The sequence below is a fragment of the Myceligenerans cantabricum genome (assembly GCF_054777735.1).
Genome location: NZ_BAAHAJ010000013.1, coordinates 161,993 through 184,947 on the forward strand (window position 1 = coordinate 161,993; position 22,955 = coordinate 184,947).

18 protein-coding genes are annotated in these 22,955 nt (G+C 72.9%); 8 read left to right on the top strand and 10 right to left on the bottom strand.

The genetic code is table 11. The features are described 5' to 3' along the window. Positions 1-36 precede the first annotated feature (36 nt). The 3 genes from ACYU96_RS17920 to ACYU96_RS17930 all read right to left on the bottom strand — a co-directional run bounded on the left by ACYU96_RS17920 (position 37) and on the right by ACYU96_RS17930 (position 3,262). Positions 37-2,385 (bottom strand): heavy metal translocating P-type ATPase, encoded by a 2,349-nt coding sequence (locus tag ACYU96_RS17920; RefSeq protein ID WP_460757055.1) that lies wholly within the window; start codon positions 2,383-2,385, stop codon positions 37-39. A gap of 135 nt (positions 2,386-2,520) precedes the next feature. Then, positions 2,521-2,829 (bottom strand): heavy-metal-associated domain-containing protein, encoded by a 309-nt coding sequence (locus tag ACYU96_RS17925; RefSeq protein WP_460756599.1) that lies wholly within the window; start codon positions 2,827-2,829, stop codon positions 2,521-2,523. A gap of 67 nt (positions 2,830-2,896) precedes the next feature. Next, on the bottom strand, positions 2,897-3,262 hold the full coding sequence (locus ACYU96_RS17930; protein WP_460756602.1) for a metal-sensitive transcriptional regulator: 366 nt from the start codon (positions 3,260-3,262) through the stop codon (positions 2,897-2,899). Between the two features lie 207 nt (positions 3,263-3,469). Here ACYU96_RS17930 and ACYU96_RS17935 point away from each other — a divergent pair, with 207 nt between their 5' ends. Beyond that, positions 3,470-6,160 carry a pectate lyase family protein gene (locus ACYU96_RS17935; protein ID WP_460756604.1) on the top strand — a complete coding sequence of 897 codons (2,691 nt, stop codon included), beginning with the start codon at positions 3,470-3,472 and terminating at the stop codon, positions 6,158-6,160. Between the two features lie 108 nt (positions 6,161-6,268). Here the strand turns inward: ACYU96_RS17935 and hemL are convergent, their stop codons facing one another. The 6 genes from hemL to ACYU96_RS17965 form a co-directional block, all read right to left on the bottom strand. Next, a complete protein-coding gene (gene hemL / locus ACYU96_RS17940) occupies positions 6,269-7,630 on the bottom strand; it encodes a glutamate-1-semialdehyde 2,1-aminomutase (RefSeq protein ID WP_460756607.1) in 1,362 nt (453 codons plus the stop codon). Between the two features lie 24 nt (positions 7,631-7,654). Next, on the bottom strand, positions 7,655-8,599 hold the full coding sequence (hemB, locus tag ACYU96_RS17945) for a porphobilinogen synthase (RefSeq protein ID WP_460757057.1): 945 nt from the start codon (positions 8,597-8,599) through the stop codon (positions 7,655-7,657). A 91-nt stretch (positions 8,600-8,690) separates the two neighbouring features. Continuing rightward, positions 8,691-9,581: a uroporphyrinogen-III synthase gene (locus ACYU96_RS17950; RefSeq protein ID WP_460756610.1), complete on the bottom strand. Its 891-nt coding sequence runs from the start codon at positions 9,579-9,581 to the stop codon at positions 8,691-8,693. After that, the gene (gene hemC / locus ACYU96_RS17955; protein WP_460756612.1) at positions 9,578-10,669 is read right to left on the bottom strand and encodes a hydroxymethylbilane synthase; all 1,092 of its coding nucleotides are present in this window, start codon (positions 10,667-10,669) and stop codon (positions 9,578-9,580) included. Before hemC ends, ACYU96_RS17950 begins: the two co-directional genes overlap by 4 nt. A gap of 196 nt (positions 10,670-10,865) precedes the next feature. Then, the gene (locus ACYU96_RS17960; RefSeq protein ID WP_460756615.1) at positions 10,866-11,423 is read right to left on the bottom strand and encodes a hypothetical protein; all 558 of its coding nucleotides are present in this window, start codon (positions 11,421-11,423) and stop codon (positions 10,866-10,868) included. Between the two features lie 34 nt (positions 11,424-11,457). Next, positions 11,458-12,813 carry a hypothetical protein gene (locus ACYU96_RS17965; RefSeq protein ID WP_460756617.1) on the bottom strand — a complete coding sequence of 452 codons (1,356 nt, stop codon included), beginning with the start codon at positions 12,811-12,813 and terminating at the stop codon, positions 11,458-11,460. Between the two features lie 312 nt (positions 12,814-13,125). Between ACYU96_RS17965 and ACYU96_RS17970 the strand changes: the two genes are divergently transcribed. Continuing rightward, positions 13,126-13,467, top strand: a complete 342-nt coding sequence (locus tag ACYU96_RS17970; RefSeq protein WP_460757060.1) for a helix-turn-helix domain-containing protein — start codon at positions 13,126-13,128, stop codon at positions 13,465-13,467. On the opposite strand, the gene ACYU96_RS17975 is transcribed toward ACYU96_RS17970, so the two are convergent. Then, positions 13,406-14,857 (bottom strand): glutamyl-tRNA reductase, encoded by a 1,452-nt coding sequence (locus ACYU96_RS17975; RefSeq protein ID WP_460756620.1) that lies wholly within the window; start codon positions 14,855-14,857, stop codon positions 13,406-13,408. The two genes, ACYU96_RS17970 and ACYU96_RS17975, sit on opposite strands and share 62 nt — an antisense overlap. A 130-nt stretch (positions 14,858-14,987) precedes the next feature. On the opposite strand from ACYU96_RS17975, the gene hemE reads away from it, so the two are divergent. The 6 genes from hemE (at position 14,988) to ACYU96_RS18005 (ending at position 22,818) form a co-directional block, all read left to right on the top strand. After that, entirely contained in the window at positions 14,988-16,058 is a 1,071-nt protein-coding gene (hemE, locus tag ACYU96_RS17980) for a uroporphyrinogen decarboxylase (protein WP_460757062.1), read from the top strand. Continuing rightward, entirely contained in the window at positions 16,055-17,479 is a 1,425-nt protein-coding gene (locus ACYU96_RS17985; RefSeq protein ID WP_460756622.1) for a protoporphyrinogen/coproporphyrinogen oxidase, read from the top strand. Before hemE ends, ACYU96_RS17985 begins: the two co-directional genes overlap by 4 nt. A gap of 202 nt (positions 17,480-17,681) precedes the next feature. Further along, entirely contained in the window at positions 17,682-18,491 is an 810-nt protein-coding gene (locus tag ACYU96_RS17990; RefSeq protein ID WP_460756625.1) for a hypothetical protein, read from the top strand. Positions 18,492-18,804: 313 nt separating this feature from the next. Continuing rightward, positions 18,805-20,061, top strand: a complete 1,257-nt coding sequence (locus tag ACYU96_RS17995; RefSeq protein ID WP_460756626.1) for a hypothetical protein — start codon at positions 18,805-18,807, stop codon at positions 20,059-20,061. Between the two features lie 265 nt (positions 20,062-20,326). Continuing rightward, a complete protein-coding gene (locus tag ACYU96_RS18000) occupies positions 20,327-21,898 on the top strand; it encodes a hypothetical protein (protein WP_460756629.1) in 1,572 nt (523 codons plus the stop codon). A gap of 101 nt (positions 21,899-21,999) precedes the next feature. Next, positions 22,000-22,818 (top strand): DUF5926 family protein, encoded by an 819-nt coding sequence (locus ACYU96_RS18005; RefSeq protein WP_460756631.1) that lies wholly within the window; start codon positions 22,000-22,002, stop codon positions 22,816-22,818. The last annotated feature ends 137 nt before the right edge of the window (positions 22,819-22,955 follow it).

Here is a 22,955-nt window from a genome sequence, read left to right on the forward strand (position 1 = left end):
TCCGCGACGACGCCCCGGCCCGTCCGTGCCCCGCCGTCAGCCCGCGCGCCGGAGGCGGAGGCTGTTGGTGACCACCAGGACCGAGCTCGCCGCCATCGCGGCGCCGGCGATCATGGGGTTCAGCAGGCCCGACGCCGCCAGCGGGAGCGCCGCCACGTTGTAGGCGAAGGCCCAGAACAGGTTCTGCTTGATGATCCGCAGCGTCCGCCGCGACAGGCGCACCGCCGATCCTGCCGAGCGGAGGTCGCCGCGCACCAGCGTGATGTCGCTCGCCTCCATCGCGACGTCGGTCCCGGTGCCCATGGCGAGTCCCAGGTCGGCGGTGGCCAGGGCGGCGGCGTCGTTCACGCCGTCGCCGACCATGGCCACCGTCCGGCCCTCGGACTGCAGCCGCGCGACGACCGCGGCCTTCTCGTCGGGCAGCACGCGGGCGATCACGTCGTCGCCGGAGATCCCGACGTCGCGTGCCGCGTGCCGGGCCGCTCCCTCGTTGTCGCCGGTCAGCAGGACCGGCCGCAGGCCGAGCTCCTTGAGCTCGTCGATCGCGGCCGCCGACGTCGGCTTCACCGGGTCACGCAGCACGAGCACGCCACGCGCGGTCCCCCCGATCGCGGCCACGACCGCCGTCGCCCCCGTCGCCTCCGCCCGTCCGACGGCGGCCGCCACGTCCGCGGGAACGGCGACGCCCTGGCCCTCGAGCCAGGTGAGGCGCCCGACGGCGACACGCCGTGTGTTCAGGCCCGCCCCCGGGCCGGGCCCGTCGCCGAGTCCCACGTGCGACCTGCGCACCAGGCCCTCGACCCCGCCCCCGGGGTGCGCGACGAAGCCGCTGACCTCGAGCCCGCCCTCGTGCTCAGGACCCGGTGCCAGGGGTGCGCCGGCCCGGGCGACGGCGTGCGCGACCGGGTGCTCGCTGAGCGCCTCGACGGCGGCCGCGTACCGCAGCATCTCGCGCCGCTCCTCGTCGGGGGCACCGGGGGCCAGGACGTGCTCCAGGGCCATGCGACCCTCCGTGACCGTGCCTGTCTTGTCGAGCACGACCGTGTCCACGCGCCGCGTCTTCTCCAGCACCTCCGGCCCGCGGACCAGCACGCCGATCTGGGCGCCGCGACCGGTGCCGACCAGGATCGCCGTCGGCGTGGCGAGCCCGAGGGCGCAGGGGCAGGCGATGATCAGCACCGCGACCGCGGCCGTGACGGCGGCGTCGGGATCGCCGGTGGCGAGCAGCCAGCCGGACAGGGTCAGCACCGCGATGACCAGCACGACCGGCACGAACACCGCGGAGATCCGGTCCGCCAGCCGGGCCACGGGCGCCTTGCCGGTCTGCGCCCGGCTCACCAGCCGGCCGATCCGGGCGAGCGTCGTCTCCTCACCGACCCGCGTGGCGCGGACCAGCAGGTGCCCCGAGGTGTTGACGGTCCCGCCGACGACGGCGTCGTCCACCGTCACGTCCACGGGCACGGGTTCACCGGTCACCAGCGACGTGTCGACCGCCGAGACGCCGTCCACCACCGTGCCGTCGGTGGCGACCGTCGCCCCCGGGCGGACGGTGAAGACGTCCCCGGCCCGCAGGTCGGCCGCCGGGACGGGGGCGACGCGCCAGCGGCCGTCGGCGGACCGGAGCGGTTCGCCGTCCGGTCCGAGCTCCACGCGTTCCGCGTCCTTCGCGCCCAGTGCGAGCAGCGCCCGCAGCGCGTCGCCGGCGGTGCGCCTGCTGCGCCACTCGGTGTAGCGCCCGGCGAGCAGGAAGGTCGTGACCACGGCGGCGACCTCGAAGTACACGTGCGGCTCACCCGGCGACGTCGCCGTGGGGGCGAGCGCGTCCGTCACGAGCTCCCACAGCGACCAGAGCGTCGCCGCGATCACGCCGAGCGAGACGAGCGTGTCCATGGTGGACGTGCCGTGCCGTGCCGCACGCGCCGCCGCCGCGTGAAACGGCCAGGCCGACCAGGTCGCGACCGGGAGCGCGAGGGCGGCGACGAGCCACAGCTTCCCGGGGAGCTCGATCGCGGGGATCATCGACAGCACGAGGACCGGGACGCTGAGGATCGCCGCCACGCGCAGGCGGCGCAGCAGGTCCTCGCCGTGCGACCGGTCGGTGCTCGAGTGATCGGCAGGCCGGTCCGCCGCTGTCTCGTCGACGTTCCGGTCCGGCGCGCCGCCACCGGTGCGGGTCGCGCCGTCCAGGGTTCCGCCCTGGCGCCGCGAGCGTGTCACGCGGGCCGTGTAGCCCGCCGACTCGACGGCCTCCAGCAGGGCGGCTTCGTCGACGTCGTCGGACAGCACGACGTGCGCGGACTCCAGCGGCAGGTTCACCGTCGCCTCGACGCCCTCGACCTTGTTGAGCCGGCGCTCGACGCGCGCCACGCACGACGCGCAGGTCATGCCCTCCACGGCGAGCTCGACCTCGCCCGTCCGGGTCTGCCGACCGCCCTCGTGCTCGATGTGCACGGTCACGTTCCGTCCCTCCCTAGAGCTCCGCAGGGCGGCGTGCACCTCATGGGTGCGCCGCCCGTCCCCCTACTTCCCGACGACCGGCAGCGTGCGGGTCGCCTGCCGTGCCGGCGCCTGCGCGCTCGACTCGGCGGCCACCGCGTTCTCCAGCACCTCGACGTGCTCGACGCTGTACCCGGCCTCGTCGACGGCGTCACGCAGGGGCGCCTCGGTCAGCGGCAGCTTCGAGATGACGGACACCCGGGAGGTGCCGCCGTCGTGCAGCTCGACGGACACGTCCTGGACGTCGTCGAGGGTCTTGAGCTCGTTCGTCACGGACGACGCGCAGTGCCCGCAGGTCATGCCGGTCACGCTCAGAGTGGTCACGGTGGTCATGTCGGTCTCCTTCGTCTGGTGTTCTTCGGGTCCGTCGTTCGCCGACGACACCGTCGGCCCGGCGCGGTCACATCCGGATGAGCCGGCCGATCGCCTCGCTCGCCTCGCGGACCTTGGCGGCGCCCTCGTCGTCGGACGCCTTGGCGGCGTTGACGACGCAGTGCCCGAGGTGGTCCTCCACGAGTGCCAGGCTGACCGCCTGGAGCGCCTTGGTCACGGCCGAGACCTGTGTGAGGACGTCGATGCAGTAGGCGTCCTTGTCGATCATCTTGGCGATGCCGCGCACCTGTCCCTCGATGCGGCGCATGCGCTTGAGGTAGGCGTCCTTGTCGGAGGCGTACCCGTGCGGCCCGTCGTGCGGGCCGAGACCTTCCTCGTCGTGTTCGACGGCGACCGCGGAGCCGGGGCCGCAGTGCGTCTCGTTCTCCGTCATGGCACCACAATACCCCATGGGGGTAGCGGCCTGGCGCCGTTCGCGCGATTCCAGGCGACCACCTGGGGAAACGGCCGAATTCCGCGGGTCATCGAGATGCCGCGAGACCCTGGACGACCTCGTGAGAAACCGGTATCTTGATCGGAAAGCGGTTCCCGGTCCGGGTGCCGCCGAAGTTCCACACATCAACGATGACGTGAGGAAGACATGAGACGACCAGGAGCACGAATCATCGCCGGGGTCGCCACGGTGACGCTCGCGGCCACGATCGGCGTGGCCACGCAGTTCATGCCGGAGGCGCAGGCCGCTGGGAGCGCTACCGGCTACGCGACCCAGAACGGCGGGACCACCGGGGGCGCCGGGGGCGCGACGGTGCGGGCCACCACGGGGACCCAGATCCACGAGGCCCTGTGCACGCGGGCGAGCAGCAGCACGCCCATCACGATCGAGGTCGAGGGCACGATCAACCACGGCAACACGAGCAAGGTGTCCGGCGACAGCTGCAACACGGCCGAGGACAAGATCGAGCTGAAGCAGATCAGCAACGTCACGCTGATCGGCGTCGGCAGCGGCGCCGTCTTCGACCAGCTCGGCATCCACGTGCGCGAGGCCAGCAACATCATCATCCAGAACCTCACGGTCCGGAACGTCAAGAAGTCGGGCTCGCCGACGTCGAACGGCGGCGACGCGATCGGCATGGAGTCCGACGTGAGCAACGTCTGGGTGGACCACGTGGACCTGGCGGCCTCGGGCGGCGAGGACGACGGCTACGACGGGCTCTTCGACCTGAAGGCCGACACCCGGTACGTCACGCTGTCCTACAGCACCCTGCGCAACTCGGGCCGTGGCGGCCTGGTGGGTTCGAGCGACAGCGACACGGGCAACGGCCCCGTCACCTACCACCACAACATCTACGAGAACATCGACTCGCGGACGCCCTTGCTGCGGGCCGGGACGGCGCACACGTACAACAACCACTTCGTGGGCCTCACCAAGTCCGGCATCAACTCGCGCCTGGGCGCGGAGGTGAAGGTCGAGAACAACTACTTCCAGGACTCGGCCAACCCGCTCGGGACGTTCTACACGGACGAGATGGGCTACTGGGAGGTCTCCGGGAACATCTGGGACAACATCACCTGGGACAGCGGCGACCACCCGGCCGGGCCGAACCCGACGTCGACCACGTCGGTGAGCATCCCGTACTCGTACACGACGGACGGCGCGGAGTGCGTGCCGAACCTGCTCGCGGCGACCGCCGGATCGCACACCGACCTCGCGGTGTCGGACGGCAGCTGCTCGGCGACCGAGCCCGACCCGGAACCGACGGACCCGGGCGACCCGACCGACCCGGGCGACCCCGGGGACCCGGGTGAGCCTGACGGCGAGAACATGAGCATCGGCGCCGGTGCGGACGGCTCGAGCAAGGCGAGCGGGACCAGCTACGGTGACGTGATCGACGGCGACCTGGGCACGGCCTGGTCGCCGACCGGCTCGACGGGCCGGATCTCCGTCAAGTGGAGCTCCAGCCGGACGGTCTCGGCCATCGACATCCAGGAAGCCGCCGGCAGCGCGGGCACCATCGGCGCCTACCAGGTCGTGAACCATGACAACGGCGCGGTCCTGACGACCGGGACGGGCGCGGGCGTCATCACGTTCCCGGCCACGACGCTGCGCAAGATCGACTTCGTGATCACGGGCTCCTCCGGGACCCCGGCCGTCGCGGAGTTCGGCACGTATGCCGGCACGCCGGGCGACGGCAGCGGCGACGACGGCGGCGATGGTGACGACGGCGACGACGGTGGCGACCCGCCCAGCGGTGACGCGCTGTACGCCGCACCGGGTGGCAGCAGCGGTGCGGCCGGCACCGAGGGCGACCCGACGACGCTGACGGCGGCGATCGACGGGATCGAGCCCGGCGGCACCATCTACCTGCGTGGCGGGACCTACTCGCTCTCGGAGACGGTCCACATCGAGCCGGGCAACGACGGGCTCCCCGGCAACCGCACCGAGCTGTTCGCCTATCCGGGCGAGACGCCGGTGCTGAACTTCTCCGCACAGAGCGAGGACTCGTCCCACCGCGGGCTCGCCATCGGTGGCGACTGGTGGCACCTGCGCGGCATCATCGTCGAGCGCGCCGGAGACAACGGGATCCTGCTGGGCGGGGACGACAACGTCATCGAGCGGGTGGTGACGCGGCACAACCGCGACACCGGCCTGCAGCTCTCCCGGTACACCGCCGGAGCGCCCAGCAGCGAGTGGCCCTCGAACAACCTCGTCGTGTCCTCCGAGTCGCACGACAACGTCGACTCCGACGGTGAGGACGCCGACGGGTTCGCACCGAAGCTCACGGTGGGGCCGGGCAACGTCTTCCGCTACACGGTGTCCCACAACAACATCGATGACGGCTGGGACATGTACACCAAGACCGACACCGGCCCCATCGGAGCGGTCACCATCGAGGACTCGCTCTCGTACGAGAACGGGACCCTGTCCGACGGCTCGCAGGCCGGCAACGGCGACCGCAACGGCTACAAGCTCGGCGGCGAGGACATCGGGGTGGACCACACCGTGCGGCGCAGCATCGCCGTCGACAACGGCAAGCACGGGTTCACCTACAACCGGAACCTCGGGTCGATGACCATCGAGAACAACCTGAGCATCGGCAGCGAGGAGCGCAACTTCAACTTCGACGGAGGCAGCTCGGTGTTCCGGGACAACACGTCGTGCGACAGCGGGTCGAACGACCGGATCATCGGCAACGACGCGGGCGGGAACCAGTGGGACTCCGGTTCCGACGGTTCGCGGTGCTCGCAGTACTCCGGGTCGCTGGACTGGTCCTTCGCATCCGACGGCCGCCTGGTGGTGACCCTCGGCGGCACCGTCGTCGACCTCTCCTGACCCTCGCACCCGCGGTCGCCGACGGGCCGTGCGCCGTGGCCCCGCATCTCCCTGCCGGTCAGGAGGTGCGGGTCGGGCGCACGGCCCGCCGGTCTGTCCGGAGCTCGGTCAGGGGGTCGCTCCGGCGGCCGCCCGCGCCGCCGCCGGGAGGGCGTCCAGGACGCGGTTCACGGCATCGTCGTCGTGCGCCGCGGACACGAACCACGCCTCGAAGACCGACGGCGGGAGCGTGATCCCGGCGTCGAGCATGGCGTGGAAGAACGCCGTGTAGCGGAACACCTCCTGCGCCTGGGCCTGCCGGTAGTCGCGCACCCCGGAGGCAGCGGCCAGCGGCCCGAAGAACACGCTGAACAGGGAACCCGCACGCTGCACGGCGTGCTCGACCCCGGCCGCGGAGCAGGCGTCGCCGACGGCGTCGGCCAGCGTGGTGGCCACACGGTCGACGTGCGCGTAGACGGCCTCGTCGGCCAGCCGGAGCGTCGTGAGGCCCGCCGCCACCGCCACCGGGTTCCCCGACAGCGTGCCGGCCTGGTAGACGGGACCCAGCGGCGACAGATGGTCCATGATCGACGCCGGGCCGCCCAGCGCGGCCACGGGCATGCCGCCGCCGATCACCTTGCCGAACGTGAAGAGGTCCGGGGTGTAGCCGTCGGCCCCCTGGGCCCGCAGCTCCGCGTCCTCCAGGCCCCACCAGCCCGACGGGCCCACGCGGAACCCGGTCAGCACCTCGTCCATGACGAACAGCGCACCGTGCTCGCGGGTGATGCGGCGCAGGCCCTCGTTGAAGCCCTCGGCCGGCGGGACGACGCCCATGTTCGCCGGGCTCGCCTCGGTGATGACCGCCGCGATCTGCGAGCCGTGCTGCGCGAACGCCGACTCCACCGCCGCGAGGTCGTTGTACGGGAGCACGAGGGTCTCCGCGGCCGCGGTCTCCGTGACCCCCGCCGAGCCCGGCAGCGCCAGCGTCGCGACGCCGGAGCCGGCCTCCGCCAGCAGCGCGTCCACGTGCCCGTGGTAGCAGCCCGCGAACTTCACGATCAGCGGCCGGCCGGTCACGCCGCGCGCCAGGCGCACCGCCGTCATCGTCGCCTCGGTCCCCGTGGAGACCAGCCGGACGTGCTCGGCGGCCGGGACACGCCGCCGTACCTCCTCGGCGAGGTCGACCTCACCGAGGGTCGGCGCCCCGAACGACAGGCCCCGCGCCGCGGCCTCCTGCACCGCCGCCACGACCTCCGGGTGCGCGTGCCCCAGCAGCGCCGGTCCCCACGAGCAGACCAGGTCCACGTACTCCGACCCGCCCACGTCGGTGACGTACGGGCCGCGCGCCGAGGCCAGGAACCGCGGGTCCCCGCCCACGCTCCCGTACGCCCGCACCGGCGAGCTCACCCCGCCGGGAATGGCTCCCTGCGCCCGCAGGAACGCGGAGCGGTTCGGGTCCCTGCCCGCCGCCTGCGCCTCGATCTCGCTCACGTCACTCCTCTTTCCTCGTCCCGTTCAGCGGAGCCAGGCCGCGATGTCCAGGGCGTAGTAGGTCAGGATCAGCTCGGCGCCCGCGCGGCGGATGCTCGTCACCGACTCCAGCGCGGCCGCCCGGCGGTCGATCCAGCCGTTCGCCGCGGCCGCCTCGATCATCGCGTACTCGCCCGACACCTGATAGGCCGCCACCGGCACGTCGCTGCGGTCCGCGACCGCGCGCAGCACGTCGAGGTACGAGCCCGCCGGCTTCACCATGACCAGGTCAGCGCCCTCGGCGAGGTCGAGGTCCGCCTCGCGCAGCCCTTCCCGGGCGTTTCCCGGATCCATCTGATAGGTGCGGCGGTCGCCCTGCAGGGCCGAGTCGACGGCCTCCCGGAACGGGCCGTAGTACGCGCTCGCGTACTTGGCGCTGTAGGCAAGGATCACGGTGTCCTCGTGGCCCGCCTCGTCCAGCGCCTCGCGGATCATCGCGACCTGCCCGTCCATCATCCCGCTCGGCGAGACGACGTCGGCCCCCGCACGGGCCTGCGCCACCGCCATGCGCCCGTAGCGCTCCAGCGTCGCGTCGTTGTCCACACGGCCGTCGCTCGTCAGGACGCCGCAGTGGCCGTGGTCCGTGAACTCGTCGAGGCAGGTGTCGGCCATGACCACCGGGCCGGGGCGGCCGCCGTCGGCCCCGGCGACCGCGTGCCGCGCGATCCGGATCGCGCGCTGCAGGATGCCGTTCTCGGCGTCGCCCTGGGAGCCCGTGGCGTCGCGCCGCTCCGGGATGCCGAACAGCATCACGCCGCCCAGACCGGCCTCGACGGCTTGCGCCACCGCGTCACCGAGCGTCTCCTCGGTGTGCTGCACCTGGCCCGGCATCGAGCTGATCGGCCGCGGCTCCAGCAGGCCTTCCTTCACGAACAGCGGCAGGACCAGGTCCGCCGGATGCAGGCGGGTCTCGCCGACGAGACGGCGCATCGCCGGCGTCGCGCGCAGACGGCGCGGCCGGTACACGATCCCGGAGGTGCTCACGGGGTCACTCCTTCGCGGTTGGCAGATCGGACGACACTCATGCTGAAGTGCCCTGCGCAGGGCGTGCGCCGCCCGGTGAGGGCAGGTCCCCGGGCGCGTGCTGCTCCGGCAGCCCGAGCGCGTGGGCGACGGCGGTCGCGAGCGCGTCGTCCGTCGGCGCGACGGCGACGGCGACGACGTCGTGCCCGGCGTCCCGTGCGGCGCTCGCGGACGGGTCGCCGATCGCGACGACCCGCTGCGGCCCGAGCCGCGCGGCGACCTGCCGCGCGGCCGAGCCCGACGCGACGACCACGGCGTCGTAGCCCCGGGTCGTCGCACGTGCCACGACGTCCGGGGGCAGCTCCCGCGCCACGGTGCGGTACGCGACGACGACGTGCGGCTCCCACCCCTTGGCCCGCAGCCCGTCGGCCAGCGCGGGGCCGGCGAGGTCCCCGAGCGGCAGCAGCACCCGGACGGACGGCCGGGGGGCGTCCGGGAGGCCGGTCACGTCCTCGCCCGGCCGCGCGGGGATCTCCCGACCGCCCGGGGCGGGTGCGTCGGGGAAGGCAGCGGCCAGGCCGGCGGCCGTGAGGCGGCCCTCCGGGACGAGCTCCACGGTGAGCCCGTGAGCCTCGATCGCCCGCCGGGTCGCCGGGCCGACGCACGCCCAGCGAGTTCCCGGAGGGGCCGCACGCCGGGATCCCAGCATCGTGTCCACCGCGTTGACGCTGGTCACGACCACCCAGGCGTACTCCCCGCGGGACAGCGCAGCCCGGGCGACAGCCAGCTCGGCCACCTCCGCGGGGTCCTCGACAGGCGCCCGCTCGATCACCGGTGCGGCGACCGTCTCGATCCCCGCCTCACGCAGGCGGTCGAGCAGCCCGGCCGCACGGTCGGGGCCACGGGCGACGAGCACCTCCGGGGTCATCGAGAACCTCGTCGTGGTCACGCACCCTCCGGTGCGCCGTCCGCGGTGGAGACGGAGACCGTGGCCGTCGTCCCCAGCGGGGCGAGCCGGTCGGCACCGAGCTCCAGCAGCTGCTCGGCCATGCGGACGCCCAGGCCCCGGGCGATCTCGTCCAGCTCAGGGTCTGCGCAGGCGCGGTCGCCGACGGCATAGGGCCCGAGGTCCGCCGTCAGGGTCCGCGTGATGCGGCCCGCCCCGCTGACGGCCGCGACCGTGGCCCGCAGTCGCAGGTCGCCGTCGGACAGCACGGCGTAGGCGCCGACCGGAGCGGCGCAGCCCGCCTCCAGCCGCGCCAGCACCGAGCGTTCCGCCAGCACCGCCAGGCGGGTGGCGGGATGGTCGAGGTCGGCGAGCGCGTCGGCGAGGGCCGGCTCCGGGGTGTTCCCGGAAGCGTCGGGGACGACGTCGGCCGCCCGCACCTCGACGGCCAGGGCACCCTGCCCGGGGGCGGGCACCATGGCGTCGACGGGGACGTACTCGCTGATCACGTCCGTCCGGTCGACCCGCTTCAGACCGGCCGTGGCCAGCACGACGGCGTCCAGGTCCGCCTCCGGGCCGAGCGCCCGGTCCAGCCGGGTACCCACGTTGCCGCGGATGTCGACGACCTCCAGGTCCGGGCGCGCGGCGCGGACCTGCGCGGCGCGGCGCGGCGATCCCGTGCCGACGCGGGCGCCGGTCGGCAGGGTGGCCAGCGTCAGCCCGTCACGGGCGCAGAGGGCGTCGCGTGCGTCCTCACGCTCGGGCGTGACAGCGGTGAGGTCGGGGTGCGGCGTCGTCGGCAGGTCCTTCAGGGAGTGGACGGCGACGTCGCAGCGGCCGTCCAGCAGCGCTTCGCGCAGCGCCGTGACGAAGACGCCCGTACCGCCGAGGCTCGCGAGCGACCCGGTCTTCACGTCTCCCTCGGTCCTGATCCGGACGAGCTCCACCGGGCGTCCGGTCAGCTCCTCGATCCGGCGGGCCACCGTGCCGCTCTGCGTCATCGCGAGGGCGCTGCCCCGCGTGCCGAGGCGGATCGGATCGCCAGGGGTGGCGACGGACGCTGTGCTGACGGACGAGGCGGTCGAGGTCACCGTCCCAGTGTCCACCCTGCAGGGCGCGGTGACGAAACGGACCCCATCCTGCCGATGAATCTCACACCTCGGCGTCACCACGGGTGCCTGGCGGCAGAGCGAGCCTTCCGGGAACTTCGTCAGGTCCGGTCGCCGCCGAACGGTTCTCTGTCGGGCAGCGACCGGACAAACTGGTCGGCGAGGGCACCCGCTTCGATCAGGAAGGCGGAGACGGCGCGCCGGAATCGATCAGACGATCGCAGAAGGCACCGTCGCCGGTGGACACACCCAGCTTGAAGCGAGCTTGCTGCCAGTGAGTGTCGCCATTCTCCGTGGCGTACTCGACCCTCAGTCCGTCCGACGAGCCGTGATCCACCTCGGCCTTGATGCCGACCCAGAGGTCGACCTGCTCTCCAGGGTCGAGCCGATAGCCTGAGACCGGATTCCGGTTCTTCCAGTCGTCCGGGGCGGACCAGTTATCAGGCAACGATCCCGGATCGGGGGGCCAGTCGTAGGCCGACCCGATACCTTCCTCACCGGACTTGAGCTTGACGACCGCGCTCCCGACGATCGTCGCGCCGTCGGGGTTGGCCAGACCGACGCTTCTGAGTTCGACGGGATCATCGCCATCGTTCTTGACGAACGGTCCGAAGGTAGCCACACCGTGCGGAAGTCGTGACGCACAGTCGACGCCTGTCGACTCACCGAAGTAGAGCGCATCACCATCGGCTGCGACGCATCCCGCAAGCATGATGCAGCCCAAGACGGCGGTCACACCCTGAGTGATACTCCTGTTGATCCACATCAAGTCAGGTGGTCCTCATGCCGACGACCCTCGGGCGACCTGCGGGTACATCGTCCTTGCCACAGAGTCGCCCTTTCTTGGCGAAGTCGTAGTGGAACTCGGCGCTTCTGCGAAACCCTGTGCTCGACGTCAGGTCAAGCCCGATCTTCGCATCAAGCTTGGCGCCGGTGTTCCACGTCACCGCGTTGCTCTCGTACACCGAGCCGTTGGCCCCGGCGGACCGTGGCTTGCACTCCGTCAGATACGACGGAAAGCCGTTCAGCTTCCGCTGCCGGTCCCCACCGCGATGCTTGATCGCCTTGACAGTGAACTTGAAGCTCGGTCCAGGACTCCGCGTAGTCGTGCAGTACTTGCCATAGGAGTACTGGGTATCAAGGTACCGCCACCTTGGAGCCTTGTACCAACCCCATCCCATGTTCACCCTCCGCTCGCGAGTGATCGTTCCGCTCCTCGAGAACGTCCCGAACTTTCCTGTCGCCGAGACGCCCACCCCGAGCGAGCTCTCGGCACCCGTCGAGTACTCCCAGCGCACCTTCCCAAGGCCCTTCTGGGCGAACAAGTTGCCGACGTTCACCCAGCGGTCGCCCAGATGCGCCACCTTCTTGGTACCCGTTGTCGGGCACCCGTTTGAGAAGTCCGTCGGCGCCACGTCGGCGGTCCCCTCGGCCGCATCCTCATCGCCATTGACACCTTCACCGTCTCCCGGGTGTTCCTCGACGACCGTCGACGACTCCTCGTCGATGTTGTTACTCACCCCCTCGCCGGCCAGCCGCCCCACTCCGCCGAGCACGAGGTCTGCTCCGACACCACGCGAGGTGAGTCCAGAGTTCCTGTCGACCGTCGCCGCCTCCGGCAGAGCGGCGTCCGCACCCGCGATGTCGACCGTCGCCGCCTGCTCCTCAATGCTGAACGCATAGTGGACCGCGTCGCCTCCCGTGCCGGCGACCAGCGTCGCGTCGATGTACGAACCGCCCTTCATCAGGGCAGGCAGGTTGACATCGGGATCGACCCGCACTTCGAACCGGCCGTCAGCGCCCGTCTTCGCCTTGCCGATCGGCACGAGGTCAAAGGTGTCGCCGACCTCCTGCGCCGCCAGGTCCTCCTCGGTCGGCCACACCTCGACATACACGGGCGTCCCGGATGCGACGGCGAATCCCGAAGGGGCCGTCACTCTTCCGGTGATCAGCGGTTCGCCCTTCAGCCACCTCGAGTCTCGCAGCCCAGCGAGCTGCTCATCCAGGGTGACGGTCTGCGCCCCCGCATCGTCGCGTTCGAAGTTCGTCCCGGCGGCGCTCGCGGGCGGGGCCCCAGCCAGCGCCCCCACCCCGACCGCGAGACCGAGCAACGCCGCGAGGGCCATGAGCGATGATCGTCTGACGTTGCTTGTCGGGCGACCGACAGATACTGAATACACCGTGCTTCCCTTCATTTGAGCTGATGCCAGACGTTATGGGGCAGCTGGAAGCATGGTCAAGGAAAGTCAACGATGTTCCGGGATTCCCGGAACATCCGTGCATGTTGTATCAAACTGGACGGCCCCGCGTCCTGCGAGGAATCTGACTGCTGTCTAAGCTATTGCCGTTCCCGGCGCTGCTAGGCCAATCGCCGCTGCACACGCACCAGCTGCGAGGCGCTCGCCTCACCCAGGAGGCACTCTTGCCCTATCACGGAGCTGCGCTCCTTCGTGGCGCTCATCGACCACCAGACTCAGCGGGCGGCTGCCGAGTATCTCGGCATCAGCAGTAGCGCCATCTCTGGCCACATCACCGCACTGGAACGCAAAGTCACAGGCCCGCTCTTCGAGCGTATCCAGAAGACCTGGCGTGCGACGCTCGGTGCTCGCGAGGCCGAGTCCGCGGCTCGCGCCGCCGTTACTGCCTACGACGCGGCCGTCCTTGCAGTCCTCAAGGCTCCAGTCACGGGCATGAAGCAAGCATCTCCTGACACGCCAGTCAGCGCGCCGGGCAGGACCTCCGGCCGGCGGCGCGGGCGATCGACTCCGCGCCGTCGATGACCGCGGCCTCCTGGGCCTCTGCCCGGATGCGAGCGGCGGCGCGGACCTCGACGATCTTCGGGTGCAGTTCGGCGTGCACGTGGCGGCGGATGCCGCGCGCGATGTCGTCGACGTCGTCGGGCGTCGGTCCGGGCTCTCCGGCGAGCGAGCGTTCCGTCGCCAGCCGGGCGACGACGCCGTCCACCTGGGCGCGCACCTGCTTCTCCGCCTCGTCCAGCAGCGCGATCACCGCGGCGTCCGCCTCGCGGCCGAGCCGCGTGTCCTCGAACGCGCGCACCGCGACGTCGACGATCCTCTGCGCCTGCCCGACCACGTCCCGCGCCACCGCCGGCGCGTGCGCCTTCAGGCTGGCGAGGTCGTAGAGCAGCACGCCCTCGACGTCCGCCACCTGCGGGTCGACGTCCCGGTGCAGCGCCAGGTCCAGGATGACCAGCGGGCTCGGCTCCGGCTCGTCGCCCGCCCGGTCGGCCGCGCGCTCCCGGGCCCGCACCACGGCGGCGGCGTCGAGCACGTGGCCCAGGCTGGCCTCGGCGGCGGGCCGGTCGTCGGCCCGGGACTCCGGTGCGGCGGCACCGTCGCGTGCTGGCTCAGCCACGGCCGCCGTCGTCCCCGGATACCGGCCGCGCCCCCGCGCCCCGCTGCACGAGACCACGACGTCCGCGTCCGCCAGGGCCTCGACCAGGTCGTCGACGGCGTCGACACCGTGCGACCCCGCGAACGCCTCCGAGCGTCCCGACTGCGAGTAGACGCGGATGTCGGCGCAGCCGCGGGCGCGCAGGGCCGCCACCGACGCGCCGGCGTACGACCCCGTCCCGATCAGCACGGCGCGCGCGGAGTCCCAGCGCGGCAGCTCTCCCTCGGCCAGGTCCAGCGCCAGCGACACCACGGACCGGCCCGCGCCGCCGAGCGCCGTGTCGGTGCCGACCCGCTTCGACGTGCGCGACGCCGTCTGGAAGAGGAGCTCGAGCGTCTTCGACGTGGTCTCCTGCTCGCGCGCGACGGCGAGCGACCGCTTCACCTGGCCCGCGATCTCGCGCTCACCCACCACCATCGAGTCGAGGCCGGCGGCGACCTCGAACAGGTGCTCGGTGACCTCGGGCCCGGTGCGGACGGTGAAGGCGTCGACGGCGGCCTGCGTCGTCACACCCGACTCGCCCGCGACCAGCTCGGCGACGTGCCGGGTGGCGTGCCGGACGGTGTCGCCGTCGAGCGGCGCGTCCACGTCCAGGTACAGCTCGAACCGGTTGCAGGTGGAGATCACCACGGACCCCTCGACCGGCCGGCACGTGCCCACGACGGTGCGTCCCACGGACGCGGATCCCATGGACAGACGTTCCAGCGCGTCCAGGTCGAGCTCGCGGTGGGAGGCGGTGAGAGAGAGGAGGACCACAGTCCTCAAACTTTATGGGGTGGCACGCCGCAAGGCACAATTGGTCAGCGTGAACCTCGCCACCTTCGCCTCCCCGCCCGGCCCCGCCTCGGACGGCACCCCGGTCGCGGCCGACGGCGGCACCGCCGCCCTGCCGGCCGGGCACCCGCTCCACGACGGGCGGACCTCCTCCGCCCCCCTGATCCGGGCCCTGCGAGGCGAGCGGCCCGAGCGGCTGCCCGTCTGGTTCATGCGGCAGGCGGGGCGCTCGCTGCCGGAGTACCGCGAGCTGCGGGAGGGGACCGTGATGCTCGACGCCTGCCTGCGGCCCGAGCTCGCGTCGGAGATCACGCTGCAGCCCGTGCGGCGGCACGGGGTGGACGCCGGGATCTTCTTCAGCGACATCGTGGTGCCGCTCCGGCTGGCGGGCGTGGGCGTGGACATCAAGCCCGGCGTCGGTCCCGTGATGGACCAGCCCTACCGCACCGCCGACGACGTCGCTCGCCTGGTGGCCCTGTCCGTGGACGACGACGCCCTGGCGCCGATCCGCGAGGCGGTGGAGCGCTGCGTGGCCGAGCTGGGGGAGACTCCGCTGATCGGGTTCGGCGGCGCGCCGTTCACGCTGGCCGCCTACCTGGTGGAGGGACGCCCGTCCCGGGACCACCTCGCGGCGCGGACCATGATGCATGCCGCTCCCGAGACGTGGAACCGGCTGGTGACCTGGACGGCTGACCTGACCGGCACGTTCCTGCGGGCGCAGGTCGAGGCGGGGGCGTCGGCGGTGCAGCTGTTCGACTCGTGGGCCGGGTCGCTGTCGCTCGACGACTACACCGGGCGGGTCGCCGGGGCGTCGGCGCGGGCGCTGGCACACGTCGCGGGACTGGGCGTGCCCGGGATCCATTTCGGGACCGGGACCGGGCACCTGCTGGGTGCGATGCGCGACGTGCTGGAGACCGCGGGGGTGGCGCAGCACGCCGTGGGCGTGGACTACCGCACGCCGCTGGACGAGGCCGCCGCGGTGCTGCCCGGGGTGCCCCTGCAGGGGAACGTCGACCCGGCGCTGCTGGGCGCGCCCTGGCCGGTCCTGGAGGCGCACGTGCGCGACGTCGCCGCGCGGGGGGCCGAGGCGCCCGCCCACGTGCTCAACCTCGGGCACGGGGTTCCGCCGGAGACCGATCCGGCGGTGCTGACCCGCGTGGTGGAGCTGGCGCACTCGCTGTGAACGAGGCGGACGCCGTCGTCGTCGGCGGCGGGATCGGCGGGCTCGCCGCCGCCTGGGAGCTGGAGCGGCGCGGGCTGCGGGTCGTCGTGCTCGAGGCGTCGGAGCGCACCGGGGGGCCGATCCGCGGTGGCGCGTTCGAGGCGATGCCCGGCGTGCCGCTCGATGTCGGTGCCGAGTCGTTCGCCGTGCGGGGCGGCGCCGTGGAGCGGCTCGTGGCGGAGCTCGGGCTGCGGACGGAGGCGCCCGCCGCGTACGGGGCCTGGGGTTTCGCCGCCGGGAAGGCGTTCCCGCTGCCGGCCGCGGGTGTGCTCGGGATCCCGTCGCGGCCGTGGGCGGGGGACGTGCGCCGCGCCGTCGGCTGGCCGGGCGTGGTCCGCGGGTCGCTCGACCGCGTGCTGCCCCGCAGGTTCGCCCGGTTCGACGACCTCGGGGCGCTGGTGCGCTCGCGGATGGGCCGCCGGGTCGCGGACCGCCTGGTCACGGCCGTGGCCGCGGGAGTGCACTCGGCGCCACTGGACCGCCTCGACATCGACGCGGTGGCGCCCGGGCTGCGGCGCGCCGTCGAGGAGACGGGGTCGCTGTCCCGCGCCGTCGCGCGGTTCCGTGCGGCGGCGCCTCCGGGGGCTGCCGTCCGGGGGATCGACGGCGGCATCCACGCCCTGGTGGACGAGCTGACCGACCGCCTGGAGGTGCGCACCGGGCACCGGGTCACCGACGTCGCCCGGGCCGACGTCCGCCCGGGGCCGGCGCACGAGGCCACGAACGGCGACTGGCTGATCACCGCGGAGACCGCCGACGGGCCGGAGACCTTCCGGGCGGGCCGGCTCGTGGTGGCGACCGCGGGGGCGGCGTCCGCGCTCACCCGCCGGTGGGCGGGGAAGGCCGGCGAGCCTCCCGTCCCGGAGCGCGGCGCCGACATCTGGCTCGCGACGCTCCTGCTCACGGCCCCCGGACTCGACTCCGCGCCGCGGGGCACCGGGATGCTCGTCGCGCCGGACGACATCGTCCTGCCCGGTGGGCGTCGTCGTCCGGCGGTGCGGGCGAAGGCGCTCACCCACGCCACTGCCAAGTGGCCGTGGCTCGCCCGGCGGGTGCGCGAGGCGGCGGGGCCCGGTACGCACGTGGTCCGGCTGAGCTACGGCCGGATCGGCGCACCGACCCCCGAACCCACGTCCGAGGCCGCCGCGCGTGATGCGTCCGCGCTGCTCGGCGTCGATCTGACCGGGTGCGTGCGGGAGATCATGACCCAGCACTGGGACGGCGCGCTCCCCCCGCCCGCGCCGGCGTACCGGGCGCGCGTCCGCGACTTCCTCGACGCGGCCGACGGCGTTCCCGGGCTCGCCGTCACGGGAGGCTGGGTCGCGGGTACGGGGCTGGCGGCGATCGTCGCCCACGCACGGGCAGCAGCCGCAGAAATGTGACCCTCGTCACGGAACCTCGAGGGGGTCGGTTCCGTCCCCCTCCGCAAACGTCATCCCGGGTGCGGCCCGGTGCCTGGCGAACCACAAGTGCGATGTCGCACTTCTCCTCCCGAGGCCTAACTTCGGCGGCACGCAAGGGGATTCGAATCGCGCAACGCGCCTCGACAGTTCGCGCAACGCGCCTGAGCATGGGGGTAGTTCCTTGAAGCACGCAGCACCGAAGAAGAAGGCCGGGGCCGTTCCGGTCTCGCGCACCATCGCGACCGTCGCCATCGCGACCGCCGCGGCCGGCGCGGCCACACCGGCCATGGCGACCGAGCTCCCCCACTCGGACCTCGGCCTCGGTGACCTGCCCACCACCGACATCGTCGACCTTCCCGACCACGACGCCCTGATCGCCGAGATCCAGCACGCCGCGGACGGGGCGCGCGGCGTCGACGTCCCGGGTGTCGAGGCTCCCGCCGTCGAGCTTCCGGCCGCTCCGGACCTGCCCGGTGCTCCCGAGGTCCCGGGCGTCCCGGAGCTGCCGGGTGCTCCTGGTCTCCTCCCTGCCGGCCCCGGTGCCATGGCGCTCCCCGGCCCCGACGGCCCGACGCTCCCCGACGGTCTGGCGATGCCCGCCGGCCTGGCGGACCTCGACGAGGCCGCTGCCGCCGTCGGCAAGGCGCAGGCGACCGCGCGCGAGGCCGAGGCGATCGCCAAGGACGCCATGCCCGCGTCGGTCCCGCCGGTCGAGCAGACCCTCCCGGACTACTCCCTGCCCGGCTTCGGCGGCCAGGGCGACGTCGTCCCGGGCGTGGTCGGCACGGCCGAGGCGGTCACGGACGCCGCCGAGGGTGTCACGCGGGGCGCCCCGCAGGTCGCGACCGACGCGGTGGACCCGGCGGTCCAGGGTGTCGCGGGCGACGCCACCGGTGTCGTCGAGGGCGCGACCGGCTCGGCCGACGCCGTGGACGGCGCGGCCGGCGCGCTCGACGGTGCGCTCGGCACCGCCACCGGCCTCGTCCGGTGACCTGCTGAGTCACTGCTTCACCACGGCGTCCTGGGTGCCCGGCTCCGCATTCGCGGGGCCGGGCACCTCGCCGTGATAGTTGCCCCGTGAAACCGCAGGTGAGCACCCCGGGCGTCATATCGAATGTGATCTTCGTCACGGAACGTCGAAACGGTCGATTTCGTGCCACTCCTGGAACGGTCGCGTTGGTGCCGTTTGGTGAGGAGGCCCTCGTCAGCGGGACTTTTTCACCCTCGCTTCCACCACTAACTTCGGCGCCACGCAAGGGGAAGAATCGGATTCGCGCAATGCGCCTGAGCATGGGGGTAGCTCCTTGAAGCACGCAGCACCGAAGAAGAAGACCGCCTCGAACCCGGTCTCGCGCACCGTCGCGACCGTCGCCATCGCGACGGCCGCAGCCGGCACGGCCGCTCCGGCGATGGCCGCCGAGCTCCCGCAGCCCGACCTCGACCTGGGCGACCTGCCCACCACCGACCTCGTCGAGACCCCGGACCACGACGCCCTGGTCTCCCAGCTCCCGGCCGTGCCGGAGCTCCCGGAGGCTCCCGGGCCGCCCGTCACCCCGGAGCTCCCCGTGGGTCAGGACCTCCCCGCCGTCCCGGAGCTCCCGGTCGGCCAGGACGCCGTCGCGGGTGCCGTCGGCAGCGTCACGGAACAGGCGGGCGCGGTCACCGGCAAGGCCGGCGCCGCCGACGTGAGCGACCTGCCCGCGACCATCGCCCCGGAGAACTACCTCGCGCCGAACTACTCCCTGCCCGGGTTCACGGGTGCTGACGCGGCGGGCATGGCCGGATCGGCTGCGGACACCGCCGTCAGCACCGCGGGCGAGACCGTGCCGGGCACGGTCGCCGCGGCGCCCTCAGTGCTCGGCGAGGCGTCGGGGCCGGCCGCGAACATCGTGGCGAACCTCCCGGGCCTCACGTCGGGCGTCTCGTCCCTCGTCGCGGGTGCGGTCGGCAACCTGCCGGAGACCGTCGCGCCGGTGACCGGTGCTCTCGCGGGTGCGCTGTCGACGACGCTGAACGGCGTCGTCCCGGGCGCGTCCGGCCCGGTCACGGACCAGGTCGTGCCGGGCACGGCCGGCGGCGTGACCGACGACGTGGTGCCCGGCGTGGCCGGCCCCGCGGTCGACCAGGTGGTGCCGAACGCCGTCGGCCAGGTGAAGGGCGGCATCGCGCCGGGTGCGCTCGGCGCGGTCGACACCGTGAAGAGCGGTGCGGAGGGCACCGTGAAGGGTGCTCCGGAGACCGTGACCGGCGCCGTCGACCCCGCGCTCGGCGGCACCGTCGGCGAGGTCGACGGGCTGGGTCTCGTCGACGGCGTGACCGGCACCGTCAAGGACGCGACCGGTACCGCCGGCGTCGTGGACGGCGTGACCGGCAAGGCCGCCGGCGTGACCGGCACGGTGCAGGGCGCTGTGGACACGGCCGGGAGCGGTGTCGGCGGCCTGCCCGGTGCGGGTGACCTGGTCGAGGACACCACCGGCAAGGTCGAAGGTGCCGTCGACGGCGTGACCGGGCAGGCCGGGCTGGACGGCGCGCTGGGTTCGGTCACCGGCCTGGCCGGATGACGTACCGCGCTCGCTGGACGACGCGCTGAGACCGTCACGGCCCGGTCCCGCCTCCGCGGGGCCGGGCCGTCGTGTCGAGGGCGGAAAATTCCGTGCCATGCTGCGGTCCTGGTGGTTGAGTGTCTGATTTGACCCACTGTTACGCCATCGTTATGGTGCGCCGCATAGATCGCCCGTTCCGGGTATTACCTGACCTGGAGCGGTACTGTCCGGATGACAAGGTGCTGACGGACCCCACGGACCGCCTCCCCAGGGGGATGAGCTCATGAAGCAGGCAACGGAGAAGATGACTCTCAAGAGCACGGCCAGAAACCAGGTCAAGCGCGTTGTCGCCACGATCGCGCTGGCGACGGCCGCAGGTACCGCCGCAGCCCCGGCATTTGCCTCGGACTGCGAACCCGAGCGGAACAGCGACGGCTTCGGCCGGGCGTTCGGGTCCGACGGCGGCCCCGGCGCGGAGTTCGGCGGCGCGGAGCGCGGCGTCGAGGTGACGAAGGACGGCACCGTCAAGGTGCTCACCGACGGCGTTCTCGGCGGTGCGGGCGAGACGGTCTCCGGTGTCGTCGGTGAGGCGACGGACGTGGTCGACGGCGTCACCGACGTCGTGGACGACGCGGTCGAGGAGCCGACCGGCGTGGTCGAGGGCGCCACCGAGGTGGTGGACGACACCACCGACGTCGTGGACGAGGCGACCGGGCCCGTCGAGGACGTCGTGGACGAGACGGCCGAGGACGTCGTGGACGACGTCGAGGACGCCACCGGCACGGACCTCCCCGGCAGCTCCGGGAAGGGCGATACCCCGGAGCGCTCCGAGGGCCAGGGCTCCGGCAAGGAGAAGGGCGACAGCCGCGGCCAGGGTGCCGACAAGGGCGACGAGCAGGAGCCCGGCGCCGGCGAGGAGGCCGGTGCCGGCGAGTCGACGAAGGGCACCGGCTACTTCGCGTCGCTCGACATCGACTACGGCACCCGTCCCGCGGAGCAGGCGACCACGCCGGCCTCGGAGGACGGCACGCCCGTGAACGGCGAGCTGCTCGCGTTCGAGTCGACCGCCAAGGCGCTCGGGTTCGACCGGGAGTCGGCCCTCGAGGGCTACGAGCCCCGGCACCTGAAGACGGCGTCGCGCAGCGGTGAGCGGGTCGCCCTCGGCGAGCGGAAGGTCGCGGAGGGTGTGGGCGCGGCCCTGTCCGCCGGCGGCGAGCTGCTGCGGGGCGTCGGGCTCGGGGTGTCCGCGTCCGAGGAAGGGCTCCGGCTGAACGTCGGCGCCGCGAACGTGCAGGCCGACGTCGAGGCCGACACGACCGGCGTCTCGGTCGAGGCAGAGGTGCCGGGAGCCGCCGGTGCGGACGTCGAGGCCACCGTGGCCGGCGTCGGGGCGTCCGCGGGCGCCGCCGACACGGCGCGGGTCGACGCGCAGGTGAACGCCCAGAACGGCGTGTCCGCCGACGTCGACACCGTGGCCCCCTCGACGAAGGCCGACGGAAGCGGGCCGCTGGGCCGCACGGTGCCGCGGGCGACCACCCCGCAGGAGACCATGGTGGCCGACAGCGGAGCCCAGGCGTACCTCGGCAAGCACGCCCGGGACGCTCTCTCGGCCGCCGAGCAGGCCGAGGCGCTGCCTGCGGCCGAGAGGCGCGCGGTGGACGACGCCGAGGCGGTCACCCAGGACGCCACGGTCGACGCTCCGCTGCGGGTGGCGACCACCGGCACCGAGGCCGCGGCACTGACCGGGCTGGCGGGCGCGCTGGTCGTCGGCGGTGCGGGCGCGCTGCTGCTGGCGAATCGGGCCGGCCGCAACGGTGAGCTCGGCGCCGCGCGGGTCCCGAACGCTTCCTCCTGATATCGAACGGCATCACCAGGGTGAAGTGCTATCAGTGCGTAGCGACTGTTGCGTATCCGTACCAGATGTGACAGTCGCTCCGCACGGATAGACTCGCCCGCATGGCTCAGAACGACTTCGTGCTCCGCCCCTTCGAGGGGCTCCCCGGCGAACCTGACTGGGTCGCGTTCCGCGAGGTGGTGCCGTCGGCAACGGCGACGGCCCGCACCACCGCCGAACACGGCTCACGCGACGTCACGGTCGTCACCAACCTCCCGGCAGGCTGGGTCGCACTGCACCGGGCCGACGGCGTGATCCTGCTCGCTGTGCAGGGCATCGTCGGCTCCGGTGACGTCAGCCGCGACCTTGCTGCCGCGCTCCTGGCCGCGCTCGACGCCGAGCCGGGGACCCCGGTCGAGCCGGTGGGTGTGCCTGCGCCGGACGCGCCGCGCCTGCAGGACGTGCTGGACGCGTCCGTCCCCTTCGAGGTGACGGTGCACGAGGGCTTCGACTACTGGATGGCCCCGGACGCCGAGGTCACCCCCGACGTCGAGGCGTCCCTGGAGGAGGCCTCCGCCAGTGCCATCCCCACGGTGAAGCTGGACGGGGTCGAGGCCGCCTACTGGTGCCGCATGAGCCGTGAGTTCGTGCGCTGGGCGCGGCCCGAGCCCGAGGACGAGGTCATCAACGCGATTTCCCGGCTGCACGCCAAGCGCGAGTCAGGACTCGCCGGTGGGCGTTTTGTCGGCGCGTTTCGCGCGTCAGGCCTGCTCGTGCCTGTCTGGGAGCTGCCGCGCGGCACCGAGGCGGACGCGCTCGCCGAGCCGGTCGCGGAGCTCTCGGAGCGGCTGACGAAAGCCCTTGCCACAGATGGGCCGCTCGATGCGAACGAGCGACGCGCGAGAGCGGGTATCGTCTCGCGGCAGGTCACACTGCGGTGAGATGAGCCCCGCTCATATCACCGGGTGTTCACCGTAATTCCGCAACTCTTGGAGTAGGATCCCAGGGGTAAACCTTTGCACTCCGTTGTGCGGGGCTTGCCCTGACATCACGTAGACCAACGCTCTAGGCAGGACAG